The 15816-nt window shown below is 44.2% G+C and carries 17 protein-coding genes; 5 read left to right on the forward strand and 12 right to left on the reverse strand.

Annotated features, from left to right (window positions below):
* Positions 1 to 95: 95 nt before the first annotated feature.
* A complete protein-coding gene (locus DFO72_RS14825; protein ID WP_113882416.1) occupies positions 96 to 818 on the reverse strand; it encodes a Crp/Fnr family transcriptional regulator in 723 nt (240 codons plus the stop codon).
* 206 nt (positions 819 to 1024) lie between these two features.
* Here DFO72_RS14825 and DFO72_RS14830 point away from each other — a divergent pair, with 206 nt between their 5' ends.
* The 3 genes from DFO72_RS14830 (at position 1025) to DFO72_RS14840 (ending at position 3494) form a co-directional block, all read left to right on the forward strand.
* Positions 1025 to 1744, forward strand: coding sequence for an ABC transporter ATP-binding protein (locus tag DFO72_RS14830; protein ID WP_113882417.1), 720 nt, complete (start codon positions 1025 to 1027; stop codon positions 1742 to 1744).
* A 2-nt stretch (positions 1745 to 1746) separates the two neighbouring features.
* On the forward strand, positions 1747 to 2775 hold the full coding sequence (locus DFO72_RS14835) for an ABC transporter permease (protein ID WP_113882418.1): 1029 nt from the start codon (positions 1747 to 1749) through the stop codon (positions 2773 to 2775).
* 68 nt (positions 2776 to 2843) lie between these two features.
* A complete protein-coding gene (locus tag DFO72_RS14840; RefSeq protein ID WP_113882419.1) occupies positions 2844 to 3494 on the forward strand; it encodes a TetR/AcrR family transcriptional regulator in 651 nt (216 codons plus the stop codon).
* Between the two features lie 24 nt (positions 3495 to 3518).
* Here the strand turns inward: DFO72_RS14840 and DFO72_RS14845 are convergent, their stop codons facing one another.
* The 4 genes from DFO72_RS14845 to DFO72_RS14860 all read right to left on the reverse strand — a co-directional run bounded on the left by DFO72_RS14845 (position 3519) and on the right by DFO72_RS14860 (position 7108).
* Positions 3519 to 4604, reverse strand: a complete 1086-nt coding sequence (locus DFO72_RS14845; RefSeq protein ID WP_113882420.1) for a PQQ-dependent sugar dehydrogenase — start codon at positions 4602 to 4604, stop codon at positions 3519 to 3521.
* Between the two features lie 24 nt (positions 4605 to 4628).
* Entirely contained in the window at positions 4629 to 5486 is an 858-nt protein-coding gene (locus tag DFO72_RS14850) for an HAD family hydrolase (RefSeq protein WP_113882421.1), read from the reverse strand.
* A gap of 267 nt (positions 5487 to 5753) precedes the next feature.
* Entirely contained in the window at positions 5754 to 6416 is a 663-nt protein-coding gene (locus DFO72_RS14855) for a DNA alkylation repair protein (RefSeq protein ID WP_113882519.1), read from the reverse strand.
* A gap of 203 nt (positions 6417 to 6619) precedes the next feature.
* Positions 6620 to 7108 carry a GNAT family N-acetyltransferase gene (locus tag DFO72_RS14860; RefSeq protein WP_113882422.1) on the reverse strand — a complete coding sequence of 163 codons (489 nt, stop codon included), beginning with the start codon at positions 7106 to 7108 and terminating at the stop codon, positions 6620 to 6622.
* 141 nt (positions 7109 to 7249) lie between these two features.
* Here DFO72_RS14860 and DFO72_RS14865 point away from each other — a divergent pair, with 141 nt between their 5' ends.
* Complete coding sequence (locus tag DFO72_RS14865; RefSeq protein WP_113882423.1) at positions 7250 to 8569, forward strand: short-chain fatty acid transporter; 1320 nt, start codon at positions 7250 to 7252, stop codon at positions 8567 to 8569.
* A 219-nt stretch (positions 8570 to 8788) separates the two neighbouring features.
* Here DFO72_RS14865 and DFO72_RS14870 read toward each other — a convergent pair whose 3' ends face one another.
* The 4 genes from DFO72_RS14870 to DFO72_RS14885 form a co-directional block, all read right to left on the reverse strand.
* The gene (locus tag DFO72_RS14870; protein ID WP_113882424.1) at positions 8789 to 8983 is read right to left on the reverse strand and encodes a hypothetical protein; all 195 of its coding nucleotides are present in this window, start codon (positions 8981 to 8983) and stop codon (positions 8789 to 8791) included.
* An 80-nt stretch (positions 8984 to 9063) separates the two neighbouring features.
* Positions 9064 to 10071 (reverse strand): ABC transporter ATP-binding protein, encoded by a 1008-nt coding sequence (locus DFO72_RS14875; RefSeq protein WP_113882425.1) that lies wholly within the window; start codon positions 10069 to 10071, stop codon positions 9064 to 9066.
* A gap of 21 nt (positions 10072 to 10092) precedes the next feature.
* Complete coding sequence (locus tag DFO72_RS14880) at positions 10093 to 10899, reverse strand: ABC transporter permease (protein ID WP_113882426.1); 807 nt, start codon at positions 10897 to 10899, stop codon at positions 10093 to 10095.
* Positions 10900 to 10902: 3 nt separating this feature from the next.
* Positions 10903 to 11706: an ABC transporter permease gene (locus DFO72_RS14885; protein WP_113882427.1), complete on the reverse strand. Its 804-nt coding sequence runs from the start codon at positions 11704 to 11706 to the stop codon at positions 10903 to 10905.
* 184 nt (positions 11707 to 11890) lie between these two features.
* Here DFO72_RS14885 and DFO72_RS14890 point away from each other — a divergent pair, with 184 nt between their 5' ends.
* Positions 11891 to 13255 carry a YjiH family protein gene (locus DFO72_RS14890; protein WP_113882428.1) on the forward strand — a complete coding sequence of 455 codons (1365 nt, stop codon included), beginning with the start codon at positions 11891 to 11893 and terminating at the stop codon, positions 13253 to 13255.
* 145 nt (positions 13256 to 13400) lie between these two features.
* Here DFO72_RS14890 and DFO72_RS14895 read toward each other — a convergent pair whose 3' ends face one another.
* The 3 genes from DFO72_RS14895 to ybaK all read right to left on the reverse strand — a co-directional run bounded on the left by DFO72_RS14895 (position 13401) and on the right by ybaK (position 15739).
* Positions 13401 to 13862, reverse strand: coding sequence for a hypothetical protein (locus tag DFO72_RS14895; protein ID WP_113882429.1), 462 nt, complete (start codon positions 13860 to 13862; stop codon positions 13401 to 13403).
* 17 nt (positions 13863 to 13879) lie between these two features.
* On the reverse strand, positions 13880 to 14989 hold the full coding sequence (locus DFO72_RS14900) for a PRK06851 family protein (protein WP_113882430.1): 1110 nt from the start codon (positions 14987 to 14989) through the stop codon (positions 13880 to 13882).
* 273 nt (positions 14990 to 15262) lie between these two features.
* Complete coding sequence (ybaK, locus tag DFO72_RS14905) at positions 15263 to 15739, reverse strand: Cys-tRNA(Pro) deacylase (RefSeq protein WP_113882432.1); 477 nt, start codon at positions 15737 to 15739, stop codon at positions 15263 to 15265.
* Positions 15740 to 15816: the final 77 nt, after the last annotated feature.

Here is a 15816-nt window from a genome sequence, read left to right on the forward strand (position 1 = left end):
AATCGTGCGATGATAAAGCTGTCGAAGCATTCTTTGTGGAGCAAGACATTTCTATCATTTTAAATTTGTCTTTCTCACCTTAAAAGCACCTGCCCTTACAGCCCCTGATGGTAAAGGGAGCAGAATTTACACCAGTCCACAATAACGATTTTTCTGCCTGTAATTTCGATGATTCCTTCTTTTTTCAGTCTGGAAAAAACCCGGCTGACACTTTCCCGGGATGTTCCGACAAGGGTGGAGAATTCCTGGACGGTTATGGGAAGTTCAAGATGCATTCGGTTACAGTGGTTGGCGCCGAATTTTTCCGCGAGCCTTTCCAATGTCCGGACGGTTTTTGAGTACACATCAAGCAGGGCGATGTCCCTCAGAATGGAGGTCATATCACGCAGCGATTCACTCATATAGCGGATAATCTGAACAGCCATTTCCGGTGAATACAGAAGCTCCTGTTCCAGATCATCCGTGTTCAGAAAGTAGATTTCACCATCCTGCACCATTGTACCCGTCGCAGGATAGGTTTGACCCGTCTGGTTAAAAAGGTTGGCTTCTGCAAAAATCTCGCCTTTTTTCTTAATGCAAACAATCAGTTCGTTGCCATGTTCATCCTGTTTCGTCAGCTTCACAATGCCGGAATGAACAAAGTAAACTCCTTTGGCGACTTCATATTCAGACATAATTCTTTCGCCTTTCAAATAAGCTTTCTTAATAATCCGTTTATCGATCAGCTGTATGGATTCACTGGGGAGTTCTTTAAAAATTTCAATCTTGCCTAAAAATTCATCGATTAACGGCCTATGATCGTGCTTTTCATTTTCCATTCCCATCCCCCGCTTTTACAATTCTATTAGAAATATTTTAGCTAAGATGCGTTTAGGAAGAAGTGACTTAACTCACAAAAGCCTGATCATGCTTGAAATTCATTTGTCGAAAATAATGAGTGATTACTCACTTTACAAACAGGTTGCTTTTCCTTTATGATTTATATGAGTGATTACTCACTTTTTAGCGAAAAAGGAGTGAACCAATGAAAAATTCAATTGTTTCCATCCAAAATGTATCCAAGACTTATGGAAAGCACCAGGTTTTAAAAGATATTAATCTTGAAATTTACGAGGGGGAAATTTTTGGCCTGCTCGGCCCATCTGGAGCCGGCAAGACGACGCTTGTTAAACAGCTGGCGGGACTGGAGGTGCCAACACAGGGGGAAAACCATATTTTCAGCGAAAAAATGCCCCAGCTGGATTTGATCAAACGAATTGGCTATATGGCGCAATCCGACGCCCTATATACCGAATTAACAGCAAAGGAAAATCTTGATTTTTTCGCAGCGCTGTATGGATTAAAAGGAAAAGAAAAAAAGCAGCGGATGAATGAGGTAATGGAAATTGTTTCATTAACTGACCATCTCGGCAAGCTGGTTTCCGATTATTCAGGAGGTATGAAAAGAAGACTTTCTCTTGCCATTTCCCTTTTGCATAGTCCTGGTCTCCTCATCCTGGATGAACCTACTGTAGGAATTGATCCTGTCCTCAGAAAAAGCATCTGGGAATCTTTTAAAAGTCTGAAGGAAAACGGAACAACCATCCTGGTAACGACTCATGTCATGGATGAAGCTGGAAAGTGTGACAGGCTGGGCATGATTAGAGACGGACAGCTCATTGCAGCTGGCACACCGGAAGAATTAATGCAGCAAACCAGCTCTGCCAATATTGAAGATGCCTTCCTGGCATATGGAGGTGCGTAATTATGAGAATTATGGCCCTGGTTATACGGATACTCCGCCAGATTATAAGAGATAAACGGACGATGGCTCTATTGATCTTCGCTCCTATCCTGGTCCTGACTATGCTTCACCTAGTGTTTAGCGGAGATGAATATACGCCTGAAATTGGCCTCGTTGATATCCCTGGAAAATTGGAAACTCAGCTTAACCTGGAAGATGCCAAACTCAAACACTATGAAACAGAGAAGCTGGCAGAAAATGACCTATCAGACAAGAAGCTGGATGCGTATCTGGTGTTTGATCAAATGCCGCCATCAGTGGTTCTGGAAGGAAGCGATCCGAGTATAAACGGAGCGGTGATGAAATGGATTCAGGATGCACTGAAGCCTATACAGCAAAATGGCGGGAATCAGGAGATACAGATCGATTATTTATTCGGCTCGGACGACATGGGGCAATTTGATTATTTCGGGCCGGTGCTGCTGGGATTCTTTGTCTTTTTCTTTGTATTCCTGATTGCCGGTGTATCCTTTTTGAGAGAAAGAACAACCGGTACCCTTGAGCGGCTTTTGACCAGTCCTCTCCGGAAATGGGAAATCGTTGCGGGATATATCATGGGATTTGGGTTATTCACCATGATCCAGGCAGCCATCATCGCCTGGTATGCGATCTATGTGCTTGGCATGCTGATGGAAGGGTCTTTTGGCTATGTCCTGCTCATTACACTGCTTCTCTCGCTGACAGCATTGACTCTGGGAATCCTGCTGTCTTCGTTTGCCAATAATGAGCTGCAGATGATTCAATTTATACCGCTTATTGTGGTTCCCCAGATCTTTTTCTCGGGGTTATTCAATCTGGAGACCATATCAGAGTGGCTCAGCTGGATCGGCCCTTTTACGCCTTTATATTACGCGGCTGAAGCATTAAGAAATGTAATGGTGAGAGGCTTTGGATGGGAAATGATTTATAAAGATCTGCTTATGCTGCTCGCTTTCTCCCTGCTCTTTATGATTTTGAATATCGCAGCTCTAAGACGGTACAGGAAAATTTAAAATTTCTTTTTGCATTTTCATTCCTTTATAATAAAGGCATAGATTTTGTACGTATAAAGGAGTTAACCATGCCAGAGCAGGATTCCATTTTAGAAGGATTATTTCAGGAAGAAGAAAGACTTACGGAGAAGCAGAAGAAAATTATCATGGCTGCGATTGAATCATTTTCCGAAAAAGGCTATGCAGCCACTTCAACAAGCGAAATCGCCAAGAAGGCAGGAGTAGCCGAAGGAACCATCTTCAGACACTATAAAACAAAAAAGGATTTGCTGATGGGGATTGTTTCCCCGATGATGGCGAAGCTGATTGCTCCCTTTGTCATCAAGGATCTATACAAAGTAATTGATCATAAATACGAGCGCTTTGAAGATTTTTTAAGAGCCATGATGGAAAACCGGATAGCATTTCTGAAAAACAATATGCCTCTTATTAGGATCCTGATTCAGGAAATTCCGTTTCACCCTGAACTCAAGGAACAATTTAAAGAGCATATTGCGATTAAAGTATTCGAACGCTTTGTTAATTTGGCTGAATTTTATCAGAAAAAAGGCCAGATTATTGATATCCCAGCCTATAGTGTAGTCAGAATGACCTTTACATCGATATTTGGCTTTTTAATCGCAAGGTATTTAATATTGCCTGAAGCCGATTGGGATGATGAAAAGGAAATCGAGCTGACCATTCAATTCATCATGCATGGACTTTCAGCTAAAGACTAAAGCCTGGCACTGCTGCCAGGCTTTTTATATTTCCGAAAGCTGAATGTAATAGAGTTTGTCATCCTTATCAAGCGGATTGCCGCGTCCGTCCGTATTATTGCTGATAAAATATAGCACATCCCCTTCAATAAAAACGTCCCGGATTCTTCCTAAGTTAGAAACAATTTTCCTGACATTCTTTGTTTCCAGATCAAACTCAAGAACGGCACTTCCTCTTAAGGCGGCAGTGTAAAGCTTGCCTTTATAATAGGCCGTCCCGGACGGAGCCCAGGTTTCATCATCACCGGAGGTAAACAGCGGTGATTCCATGCCTTCCTTCTTTTCGGTCCCTTTTATAATGGGCCATCCGTAATTTTTCCCGGGAAGGATCTTATTGATTTCATCATTGGCCGATGGGCCGTGCTCACTTTCATATAAAGTCCCATCCTCAGCCCATGCCAGCCCCTGCGGATTGCGGTGGCCGTAACTATAAACATAGGATCCGCTGAAAGGATTATCCCCCGGCACGGTCCCATCGAGATTTATTCTTAGGATTTTTCCTCCCAGAGAATTCACATCCTGAGCAATTTCAGGATCAGTGGCAGCATCGCCTGCAGTAGCATACAGCTTCCCATCAGGGCCAATTTCAAGCCGGCCGCCGTGGTGGAACTGCCCGCTAGGGATTTTATCGAGTAAAAGCCTCTCCTCTTTCCACGTTCCATCTTGAAGCCCAAGGGTCACTATACGATTAAACTGTCCTGAGGTGTTTTCATAGGTGTAATAGGCATATGCTTCGTTTGATTGTGAAAAATCAGGTGCCAGCACAAATCCAAGCAAGCCAGCTTCGGAAGCAGTTGAAAGTTTTTTCGCAAGTTCTACCTTTTGACGTTCTTTCTTGCCATCCTCTACTTTTACAATGCTGCCCTGTCTTTCCGTCATGTAAAAGATTTCGCCTGTTTTGGCAATGGACCAGGGGATATCAAGCTCATCAGCCAGTATTTCCGGCTCTTCACCGGCAGGAAGGCTTGCCTCCTGATCCTCGACTTGTTTCCCGCTATTATTCTCGCCGGTACCGTAACATCCAGCCAGCAGACCAAAAACCAGCAAACCTGCACCAAACACCTTTTTCATCCAGCTTTCTTCCCCCTTGAAATTTTACTTCAGGACTTCCCGGATTGCCTTGGCTACACCGCTGTCTTCATTTGCAGATGTCACCGCATCACATTGTGCTTTAATGATGTCATCGGCATTTCCCATGGCAACGGATCTTCCTGCACGTTTGAACATAGACAAATCATTATAATTATCGCCAATTGCCATTGTTTCCAGAAGTGAAATGCCTTTTTCCTTTACAAAAGCTTCAAGCGCAATCCCCTTTTGGGCGTTCACACTTGTCAGCTCCAGGTTCTCATCCCCAGATGAACTTACGGCCATGCCTTCAAGCTTAAGCAAGTCTTCTTTGGCGGATACGAGAAAATCCGGTTCGAATGAGAAGGCCAGCAGCTTGTATATTTGGTGCTCGTCACTGTTGAAAAGCTCGTCATAGCTGTTCACTTTTCGCACAAGCCCTTTTGTAAAGCGTTCTTCGGCAGCTTTTGTCACTTCATCAATATCCGCTTCAGGATTTCCGCTTAAAAAGATGTCGACAATGATGGAGACGCCGCGGTCTTCATCAATGGTATATGTACCCTGGTTTGTGTATACCTCGAAATAAACGTTGTTCTCCACAAGGATATAGGCGGCCTTTTTAGCCAGGTCCTTTTCGAGCGGATTGGAGGATACGACTTTTCCATCTGCAGCCCTTACTTCTGCCCCATTGGCGCAAATAATTGGGCAGGAAATACCAGCTTCATCGAGGACGAAGCTTGCTTCGAAGTAGGAGCGCCCAGTCGCGATGACTACTTCGACTCCTTTTTCCTGTGCTGTTTTAATGGCTTCGATATTTTCAGGCGTGACTTTCTGTGTGGCGGTTAAAAGCGTGCCGTCCATATCACTTGCAATGCATTTGATCATTATAATTTCACCTTCTGGCTGTAGTATTTTTACTGAAAAACTTATTTGCCATTCTATCATGTTCCTAGGGTTATTTTAAATAATTGCACTTCCCAGGAAAAAACTTTCTTTCTTTTTTTGGGTTATGTATACTGCCCGTTGAATTCCGCTGCGGGCACTCAGCTAACCCTCGGGGAGGAACGAGAGAGCCCCGCTTTTTCGGGGATCAAGTGTGCTCCGGTGATATCTACTCAGTGCTCCTAATATATATGATCAAAACCTAAGAATCTAATCAATATACTTACTCCCCTCCCTAATGCTCAGCCTGGCAAGTGTGTTTGATTCAATAAACCTTTTAACTGAATCAGGATTTGTTTTGGAATATTCCCTGAGCGCCCAGCCTATGGCTTTTTGGATGAAGAATTCTTTGCTGTCATTGTTTTGGAGAATATAGCGGTATAGTAAGTCTTCATCTGTGCGGATTTTGTATTTTAGCTGAAATAGGATGGCGGTCCTGCAGAGCCACATGTTTTCGCTGGTTGCCCAGCCCTCTATTTTTTCGGGTATCACTTCTGGATTATTGGCCGCGATGGCGCCTACTGCATGGGCGGCAAGCATGTCGACGGTATCCCACCAGGATTTCGTTGTGATCAGCTTTTCAACTAATAAGAGATGACTTTTGTCCAGTTTCCTTGTGAATTTCCCGATGTAGTCGAGGGCGGCAGCCTGGTATTCACGCTCTTTCAGATCCCATAAGGCTTCCACAAAATCCGGATTAAAATCCTGCTTCAGAAGGCCTGTCTCATTAAAAAATTCTTTTAAAAGAGCTCTTCGTTCAGGTGCCTTAATTCCCAGGAAAGGAAATTGGTCCTTAAGATAGCTTTGCATGGGGATTGCTTTTTCTATATCTCTATTTTCCTCAAAAAGCTTTATTAATAATCGAATATCCATCTGAACACTCCTTTTTGCATCAATTTGGGGGTTATGTTCTCCTATCCGAGTGCCGGGTTCGGACTCGCTCTCTCCGTTTTCTCCTTTTCCTGTCCGAAGAAGCCCTGAGTTCGGACTCACTCTCCTCATTTTCTCCTTTTTCTGTCCGAATAGCTCCGGGTTCAGACTCGGACTCCAGAAAAGCACCGGGTTCAGTTAATTTATCATTCCAATTTCACCAACTGCCCTACACATTCTTCTCCATCTTCCATTCTCGAGATCTCGTCAACATCAAGCTGATAATAGCGATACACCTTTTTCCAAAAGCGGACAGCAGGTTCATTTCGTTTTAACTGCTCTATATAGTAGGTTCCCTTATATTCAGTAAACAATAGATCAATAGCAGTTTGCCCCACGTTTTTCCCTCTAAACGAGTTATACAGGAAAAAGTCATTGATGCAGTAATCTGCATTTTTTAAGAAGGGAGCACGCAAAAGCAGCAGGAATCCTGCCAGTTTGCCATCAGCTTTAATGAGGTAAGGTTCTATGCCTTCTTTGTCCCAGATTAATGAAAAGGCGTCAAATTCAAATGTGCCTTCTTCATTTACTACCATTGCGTCAGTGTATTTTGATAAATCGTGCAGATAGAAAGCATACATGTTTCTTACGATATCCCGGTCTTTCCATTCAGCTTTCACTATATTAACGTCCATATCTCCAATCTCCTTTCGATGTTTACTCTCCTAATTTAAGTAGCAGAAGCATTTTAGACAATAATTATGTCAGAAAAGAAGGAATAGAATGAATTTTACAGAAAATATAATAGGTTAATAATTAAAATTGGGGGTTGCATCATGAAAGTACTGGTATCATTCTTTAACCGCATCATGCAGCGGTATTTGCCTGATCCATTTTTATTTGTCATTATCCTAACCTTCGTTGTTTTTGGATTAGGTTTGATTTTCACAGATAATGGACCTTACCAAATGGTTCAGCATTGGGGAAATGGCTTTTGGGGCCTGCTGACTTTTTCTATGCAGATGGTGCTGGTTTTAGTCACTGGTCATGTGCTGGCCAGCAGCACGATCTTTAAAAAAGGGTTAGGTGCACTGGCATCATTAGCCAAGTCACCCGGCCAGGCCATCCTTATTGTTTCATTCGTATCAATGATTGCAAGCTTAATTAACTGGGGATTTGGCCTCGTAATCGGCGCCTTATTTGCTAAAGAGCTTGCCAAGAAAGTTCAAAATGTGGATTATCGCCTGTTGATTGCAAGCGCTTACTCCGGCTTCGTTGTCTGGCACGGGGGGATTTCCGGCTCGATTCCACTGACGATCGCTACTCCGGGCCACTTCTCCGAAGATATGATTGGCGTCATTTCCACTGATCAGACCATCTTTGCAGGATTCAATATTTTCATTGTCGTCGCACTATTATTGGTTTTGCCTTTTGTAAACCGCTTTATGATGCCGTCGAAAGAGGAGACCATTGTGGTCGACCCTGCTCTTCTTCAAGAAGACATCCAGGCAGCTTCACTTGAAAATGGGGCGATGACACCTGCTGAACGCCTGGAAAACAGCCGTCTGATTTCCTTGCTTGCCGGAATTTTCGGTCTTGTGTTCTTATTTTATTATTTCGCTACAAAGGGGTTTAACCTGAACCTTGATATCGTAAATTTCTTATTCCTGTTCCTCGGCATCCTTTTCCATGGAACACCTAAAAGGTTTCTCGAAGCTGTCCTCAATGCAGTGAAAGGGGCTAGCGGAATCATTATTCAGTTCCCGTTTTATGCGGGAATCATGGGCATGATGACTGCCTCAGGGCTGGCGGCAGTTATGTCAGAAGCGTTTGTCAGCATTTCAAATGATTACACATTCCATTTCTTCGCGTTCTTAAGCGCAGGGCTTGTGAACTTCTTTGTTCCTTCAGGAGGAGGCCAATGGGCTGTTCAGGCTCCGATTATGCTTGAAGCGGCTCAGTCAATGGGGGCTTCCATCCCTAAGACAGCCATGGCGGTGGCATGGGGTGATGCCTGGACCAACCTAATCCAGCCTTTCTGGGCGCTGCCGGCTCTGGCCATTGCCGGCCTCAAAGCAAAGGACATCATGGGATTCTGTGTCCTGACTCTGCTGGTCAGCGGTGCGATTATTTCTATAGGGTTTTTATTTTTCTAAGGCAAAGAGCATGGCATCCGCCATGCTCTTCTATTATGAGATAATGTGTATTTCCTGAATTTAGATAACTGTTTAGTTCCATAAGGAACGCTTCGACAGCATTTTCATCGCACGACCGAAAGCGGCAGCTTTCGGGAGGATGCAGGTCATGCAGATGCTGCCACAGGACGTGGCGATCTTAGCCTGTGTTCCTTCGTGGGCAAGGCGCTTCCGCTTTTCTTATGACATTCCATTATGATGATCATTTTTCATGTTATGCATATAAGACTCGATATAGGCTCTCTCTGACTCAGATACATGCTTCTCATTTTCCTCAGGGTTAAAATCATCAATTCCATGCTTTTTATGCCACCAGTCCACAAACACTCCCGCTCCCAGCAAAACTGCACAAAAGCCCAGCAGATATAGAATCAATTTGATCACCTCTCTATAGTATATCAATTTTTCAGAAAATATTGATATATTAACCGAGCCTATTTTTCCCGGAACCGCACTTATATTTTGACCGTTTCAGTCAGTTCCTGATAGCCCTCCTGATAAATGCGGCTGATGATGGATTCAATTGCAGGCTCTTCCACGGTTAAATCTTTGATATTATGTGTTTCGGTAATTTGGGAAATTAATTCCGAAGCGGACACTTCATCCCGGTTAAATCGGATCCAGAAGCGGCTTGCTTCTTCTTTAAACACCTCACCGCCCTTAAGCTGGAGGCTGTGAGATGATTCCTCCAGGTCAACGATGAGTGTCCTCGTTTTTCCAAAACGCTCTTTTACCACTGCGATTTCCCCGTCGTAAACCTTTTGCCCATGGTCAATGAGAATCATCCGCTCACAGAGTTTTTCAATATCCTCCATATCATGTGTGGTTAAAATGACGGTGATTTTGCGCTCATTATTAATCCCTTTAATAAAAGTCCTCATCTTCTCCTTGGCGATGACATCCAGGCCAATCGTCGGTTCATCCAGAAATAGGATCGGCGGGTCATGCAGCAGGGATGCGGCAATATCAGCCCTCATCCTTTGTCCAAGCGACAGCTGGCGGACCGGTGTATTCAGGAATTCATCCAGCCCCAATATCTCTGTAAAGGTGTCCATGTTTTCCTTATACCGTTTACCCGAAACCTGATAGATTTCCTTCAGCAGCTCAAACGATTCGATGGTATGAAGATCCCACCAAAGCTGTGTTCTCTGGCCGAATACCACTCCGATATTCTTGGCATTTTCCTGCCTGTTTTCATAGGGAATGATGCCATTTACCGTCACACTTCCTGAGCTTGGGACAAGAATGCCTGTCAGCATTTTGATGGTGGTGGATTTTCCGGCGCCATTCGGTCCGATATAGCCGACCATTTCCCCTTCTCCGATCGAAAAGCTGATATCCTTTACTGCTTCCTTTTTAATATGTTCTCTTTTCACCAGGCTCTTCACAGCGCCAAGAAAGCCCGTCTCCCTCTTGGCAATCATAAAGTCCTTCATTAAATGTTCAACCTCTATAATCGGCAATTCCAGCCCTCCTAAACTATGTCATGAACCTGTACTCTTATATCTCTTTAAACCGAGCATCCAAATATAATAGGCTATGGCAAAAAAGATGATGCCGACAAGCGGCGAAAAATACCCCATATTCTCAGGAAAAAAGGGCGTTTCCTTTTCCAGGAGCACAGCCGCGGGAAAATAATTCACAAAACCGAATGGAACGACAAAAGCGGTAAACCATTGGACTGCTTTCGGATAAATGACCAGAGGATAATTGGTTAGATTTCGGGCCGGATACATGGCCACCCAGTAAAATTGCTCCGATTTTGTCGTCCAGAAAGCGAGGGCAGATATCATGACTAGCAGACCTCCCTGGATGAGGATTCCCCCAACCACGGATAACAGCAGAAACAAACTTTTCCCGAAGGTCCAATCCAGATGCAGCTCAAAGCTGACCCAAATAAAAATGCCGATGCTGAAGATGAACTGTCCAAAAGAAGCGACGTCAAACTTCATCGCCATGAAATGAAAAAATGGATTGATCGGCCTGACAAGGAAGCGGTCAAACGTGCCATTTAAAATGTAGGTGTCCAAACCCCTGAAATGAAAAAAGAGAATGATGCAGAATCCCCACGATAAAACAGCGACAGCAAATAGAAACAGCATCTCGTAAAAGGTCCATGAGCCCAGTTCCTGAAACTGATAAAGCATGATCCACATTGTGACAGCAGTGCCTGTATAAGATGTGATCAGCCCGACAATCCTCATGACAAAGGCAAACCGGTACTGCAGCTGGGCCCTAACACCTGCGGAGATGAGCTTGAAATACAAATCCAAATATTTTAAAACACTCACACTCTATCCCCCCTGCACCACTACTTTTTGGGATGCGCATTTCCAGACAAACCTTAAAAGCAGATAACTGGCGGCAGCCCAAAATAATTGGACACTCAGGGAAAGCAGGATCTCAATTCCAGAGATTCTGCCTATGAAAACCGCATTTGGTATGTAATAGATCCCCTGAAACGGCAAGTAAAGCGCCATCCTTTCCAGCCAGCCCGGAAAAAACCACAGCGGAATGACTGATCCTGAAAGAAGGGACATGGCAAAGTAAAAGACATCAACAATCCCGCCTGTTTCAACGAGAAAAAAGGAAAGCAGCCCAAAAGACATTTCAATGCAATAGCGAATCAGGAATCCAGTAAAAGCGGATACAATGAACAAAGCCCAAGTCTCCCAGCTAGAGGGCAATGTCAAATCCATAAAAATGAACATGACTGTATATAAAGGGAGCAGCGCTGTCAGTATGTAAAAGGCCACACTGCCAAAATCGGCAAAAAGATAACGGAGCGGCACATCAAACGGCCTCATTAATTTCAGGGAAATATCTCCTGTCCGGACCTTCTCCTGGATTTCCCACAGCGGGGTGCCCGCCCCATTTACTCCAGATAAAAATTGGCTGACTACAATATATGTCAGCATGGACTCAAAGCTGACACCGCCAGCTTCTTCCCTCCCGGCAAATAAAGCAGTCCAAATCGAACCCCACATCAGCAGAAAAATAAGATTTGAGCCAAGCCGCGACCATACATCAAATCGATAAACAGCTGATCGAAGAAAGGCCTTCTTTGTGAAGGTCCAATATAACCGAAACCTGAACATCCGAACACCCGCTTTTTGATTTTTTTGATTATTTCATATTTTAACATAATATGGGAGCTTAAAAATATGTTTGTTTTAGAAGTTTAAAAAGAAGGGAAACAGTGGAATTTAAGAGAAAGGGTTGGCTTTTTCAGGGGTTATGAATTAAAATAACATTTGGTTTATAAATATAAGAAAAAGGTGAATGATATTGATTAATGCATCCAGAAAGAAGCATTCTTCTTCAGATCTAATAAAATTTCTCATACCTTCTTTAATTGGAATCAGCTTATTTATGGTTCCAATCAAATATCAGGGGGATATTACGATCCCCATCGCCATTTTTTCAGGCTGGATTCAAGACCTGCTGGCAGACTATCTTCCTGAAATTATGACCTTTATTATTGCCATCACTCTTTTGGGTACATTGCTGGCCAAATTCGCTAAGCCTGCTTTTATCGAAAAAAGCCCTTTTTTCAAAAACTTATTTGACGTTCCCTACATCTGGGCAGCAGCGAGATTTATAGGCGCTGTTTTTGCGGTTATTACCCTTTTTCAAATCGGTCCTGAACAGATCTGGTCTGAAAACACAGGCGGACTTCTCCTAAATGACCTTCTGCCGATCCTGTTTTCGGTCTTTTTATTTGCAGGGCTGTTCCTGCCTTTGCTATTGAACTTCGGATTGCTTGAGTTCTTTGGAGCGCTTTTAACGAAGATTATGCGTCCGGTATTTAAGCTTCCTGGAAGGTCATCAATTGACTGTGTGGCATCCTGGCTTGGCGACGGCACCATTGGTGTTCTTCTAACCAGCAAGCAGTATGAAGAAGGCTATTATACGAAAAGGGAAGCGGCCATAATTGGCACAACGTTTTCCGTCGTATCCATTACCTTCAGCCTTGTCGTTATTTCACAGGTGAATCTTGGGCATATGTTTGTGCCTTTTTACCTGACCATTACAGCAGCGGGATTCATTTGTGCCATTATCAGCCCTAGAATCTGGCCCCTGTCCAGAAAGCCTGATACGTATTATAACGGCCAGGAATCCGAACTTGATGAAAGCATCCCTGAAGGACACACACCAGCAAGCTGGGGACTGCAGCAGGGTGTTGCTAAAGCAAGCACAAATATGAGCTTGAAATCCTTCTTTCAGGATGGCGCGAAAAACATTCTGGATATGTGGATGGGTGTAGCCCCAATTGTCATGGCATTGGGAACATTGGCTTTGATTATTGCTGAATATACCCCTGTTTTCACCTATCTGGGAATGCCGTTCATTCCATTGCTTGAATTGATGCAGGTGCCGGAAGCAAAAGCCGCTTCAGAGACACTTGTTGTCGGATTTGCCGATATGTTCCTGCCATCCGTTATCGGGGCAAGCATCGAAAGCGAAATGACACGATTTGTTGTGGCTGCCGTATCTGTTACCCAGCTGATTTATATGTCAGAGGTGGGCGGACTTCTGCTTGGCTCTAAAATACCTGTAACCTTATGGGACCTGATCATTATCTTTATACAAAGAACACTGATTACCCTGCCGGTGATTGTGCTGGCTGCTCATATTCTTTTTTAAAAGGCTTTTTATCATGCCAATGCTGAAAGCTGATATGTTCTGGCCGATTAACAAGCAAAGCTGCATTTGGCTAAATCCGGGTAAATAGCGCTGACCCACAGATAAAAGAGGTATCCTTCATCGGGATACCTCTTTTTATTTATATTTAAAAACATTGGAAAGAACGAATTCTTCTCAAGTCTGTTCCATAATACGTCCAGCGCCAGTTTCTCCAGCGCCAGCCGGCTACAGACGTTCTGCCGACAAAGGTCGGATAGAACCAGAAGCTGTTTCCATTTTGCAGCCATACAAACGTATTGCGGAATAAGCAGCCTCTTATAGCACCAGGATCAACCGCAAACGTGCTTACCTGCTGCATCTGTGGTGTGAAGCCTGGCGGCGGCCCTGATGGCGGCCCATCCTGCCCTCCGGGGCCGCCGCCTCCTGGAGGTCCAAATCCTCCGCCGCCTCCTGGAGGCGGTCCTGGCGGGAATCCCGGAATATTAAACCCTCCGCCTGGAAATCCTGGAATGCTGAATCCTCCGCCTGATCCTCCGCCAGGAAAAATGCGTCCATGTTCATTCTGGTCATACATATATGGATAAAACGGATAATTTGTATAATCCATTGTGTGTGGTCTCCCTTCTATTCCCTTATTGAAACTTTCTCTGAAATCAGCAGCAGCTCACAACGGACCTTCTCTTTGATCCGATCAACCACTGTAAAGTCCATGGAGCTTACATAGATGTTTTCCAGCGTGTCCCGTTGGGTTTTTGCCCGTGCCAGATAGGATATGGCTTCGGTCATTTTATTTTTATAACGGGTGCTGATATCCTTTAGCTGTTCAGCGTAAATTTCATCTGTGCCTGAATTGATCGTAATTTCATACATGTCGACGATTTCATCCCCATCACGATCCGGAAAATATTCATGCGGTGCTGTGCTGTCAAAAATAGCGAGGCCCAGCTCGCGAACGATGATCATATCCAAGCTGTGCGGATCAAACCCGCAATGATAGATTTCAATATCAAATCCGCGGCTTTCAGCTTCTGCTGCCAGCTTCTTAAGCATCGTTGACTTGCCGGAACCCGGACGCCCTTTAATGAAGTACCTTTTTTGAATATCCTCCGTCAGATTCGGCACAAAATCCACCGCTCCAATCGGAGTTGCTGCCCCTAAATAACGATGTTTCACAGATGGGGTCTTATTCAATTTTGTATTTCCATAGAAAGAGGAGATCAGCTTCTTCGTCAATTCATCCGCCTTCTGGAAATTCATATTTTCTATATAGATCGTTTCCCATTCATCATGTATTCTCAGTGCTTCGGCAAATGTGTCATAGGCCGCTGCAAAGGAATTGCTGATCTGACCAGACAGTAAAGTGATTTCTTCTCTTTTCGCAGCCAACGCCCTTGAATCCCAAGCCTCTCCGAGATTAATATATTCCTCAACCGCACCGGGTGCTTTCGGCTCAATCACATGCGGCGCTGTTCCGTCGACAATGCCTGCCTTTAAAGAAGGAATGATTACGCCATCGATTGATTGACTGTCAGAAGAGCAATAAATGTATTCAAGGTCATAGCCCTTTTCGGACAGTTCCGCTCCGATTGCTTTCATCAGGGATGATTTGCCTGTACCTGGGCCGCCCTTTAAAATGAATAAGCGATCAAGTCCCTGCAGGTTCGACTCGAATAAATTGTGGAACCCCCGGGCCGTATTCCCGCCGGCGAAGTATTTTAATATTTTCCCAGCCACTCTCACACTTCCTTTCGAAATGCATTTTCACCTTACAGTATGCAAAGGGAGCAGAATGGGTGAAAGCCTATTTAGAAAAGTGGAGGCGCCTTGCCCACCCCCGACAAGCACAAGACGAGCCTCACGGAAAGGCGTTCTTTGCCTTTATGGGAGGATTGGCTTGTGACCTCGAGGGGGTAGGCGCTGGAGCTAGACAAATATCGACGCTCAAAATTTTATACTTTTTTCTTAAAAAAGAATGCCGAATCATGGTGATTCAGCACTCTACTTAAATTATTTAATTAAATCCGCAAGTTTAGCTCCGATTGCCTTCTGCAATTCTTCCGCTTTGAGCTCCATCTGCATGCCAATTTTGCCTCCGCTGACAATTATCAGATCTAGTTCCGCTGCCTTTGCATCAACGAAAGAGGGATACTGCTTTTTCATTCCGACCGGGGAGCAGCCGCCGCGGATATAGCCGGTCAGCTTCTGGATATCTTTGACCGGAATCATTTCCACTTTCTTTTCGCCGGCTGCTTTAGCGGCTTTTTTCAAATCAAGCTCTTCTGCCACAGGAATGATAAAAACATAGACCTGCTTGCTGTGGCCTTGAGCAACTAAAGTTTTATAGACAGCTTCAGGGTCTTTTTCAATCTTCGCTGCAACCGAAACCCCATCGATTTTGCCGTCCTGGTTGTCATATGTAATCAGTTCGTAATCCACTTTCTGAGCATCCAGCATACGCATCGCATTTGTTTTACTCTTTGCCATTGCCTGCGCCTCCATTGGTTATTTTTCTCATTTTAGCATTTTAGGATGATTTCAAAAAGGATCAGACATATTAAAAA

Source organism: Cytobacillus oceanisediminis, from assembly GCF_004366035.1.
GTDB classification, from domain to species: Bacteria; Bacillota; Bacilli; order Bacillales; family Cytobacillaceae; genus Cytobacillus; species Cytobacillus oceanisediminis_C.

Coding starts and splice junctions, on each gene's coding strand:
- DFO72_RS14840 (WP_113882419.1), top strand. CDS start 2,844: ATGCCAGAGCAGGATTCCATTTTAGAAGGATTATTTCAGGAAGAAGAA.
- DFO72_RS14850 (WP_113882421.1), bottom strand. CDS start 5,486: ATGATCAAATGCATTGCAAGTGATATGGACGGCACGCTTTTAACCGCC.
- DFO72_RS14835 (WP_113882418.1), top strand. CDS start 1,747: ATGAGAATTATGGCCCTGGTTATACGGATACTCCGCCAGATTATAAGA.
- DFO72_RS14845 (WP_113882420.1), bottom strand. CDS start 4,604: ATGAAAAAGGTGTTTGGTGCAGGTTTGCTGGTTTTTGGTCTGCTGGCT.
- DFO72_RS14855 (WP_113882519.1), bottom strand. CDS start 6,416: ATGGATATTCGATTATTAATAAAGCTTTTTGAGGAAAATAGAGATATA.
- DFO72_RS14890 (WP_113882428.1), top strand. CDS start 11,891: ATGATATTGATTAATGCATCCAGAAAGAAGCATTCTTCTTCAGATCTA.
- DFO72_RS14825 (WP_113882416.1), bottom strand. CDS start 818: ATGGAAAATGAAAAGCACGATCATAGGCCGTTAATCGATGAATTTTTA.
- DFO72_RS14885 (WP_113882427.1), bottom strand. CDS start 11,706: ATGTTCAGGTTTCGGTTATATTGGACCTTCACAAAGAAGGCCTTTCTT.
- DFO72_RS14895 (WP_113882429.1), bottom strand. CDS start 13,862: ATGGATTATACAAATTATCCGTTTTATCCATATATGTATGACCAGAAT.
- DFO72_RS14865 (WP_113882423.1), top strand. CDS start 7,250: ATGAAAGTACTGGTATCATTCTTTAACCGCATCATGCAGCGGTATTTG.
- DFO72_RS14830 (WP_113882417.1), top strand. CDS start 1,025: ATGAAAAATTCAATTGTTTCCATCCAAAATGTATCCAAGACTTATGGA.
- ybaK (WP_113882432.1), bottom strand. CDS start 15,739: ATGGCAAAGAGTAAAACAAATGCGATGCGTATGCTGGATGCTCAGAAA.
- DFO72_RS14860 (WP_113882422.1), bottom strand. CDS start 7,108: ATGGACGTTAATATAGTGAAAGCTGAATGGAAAGACCGGGATATCGTA.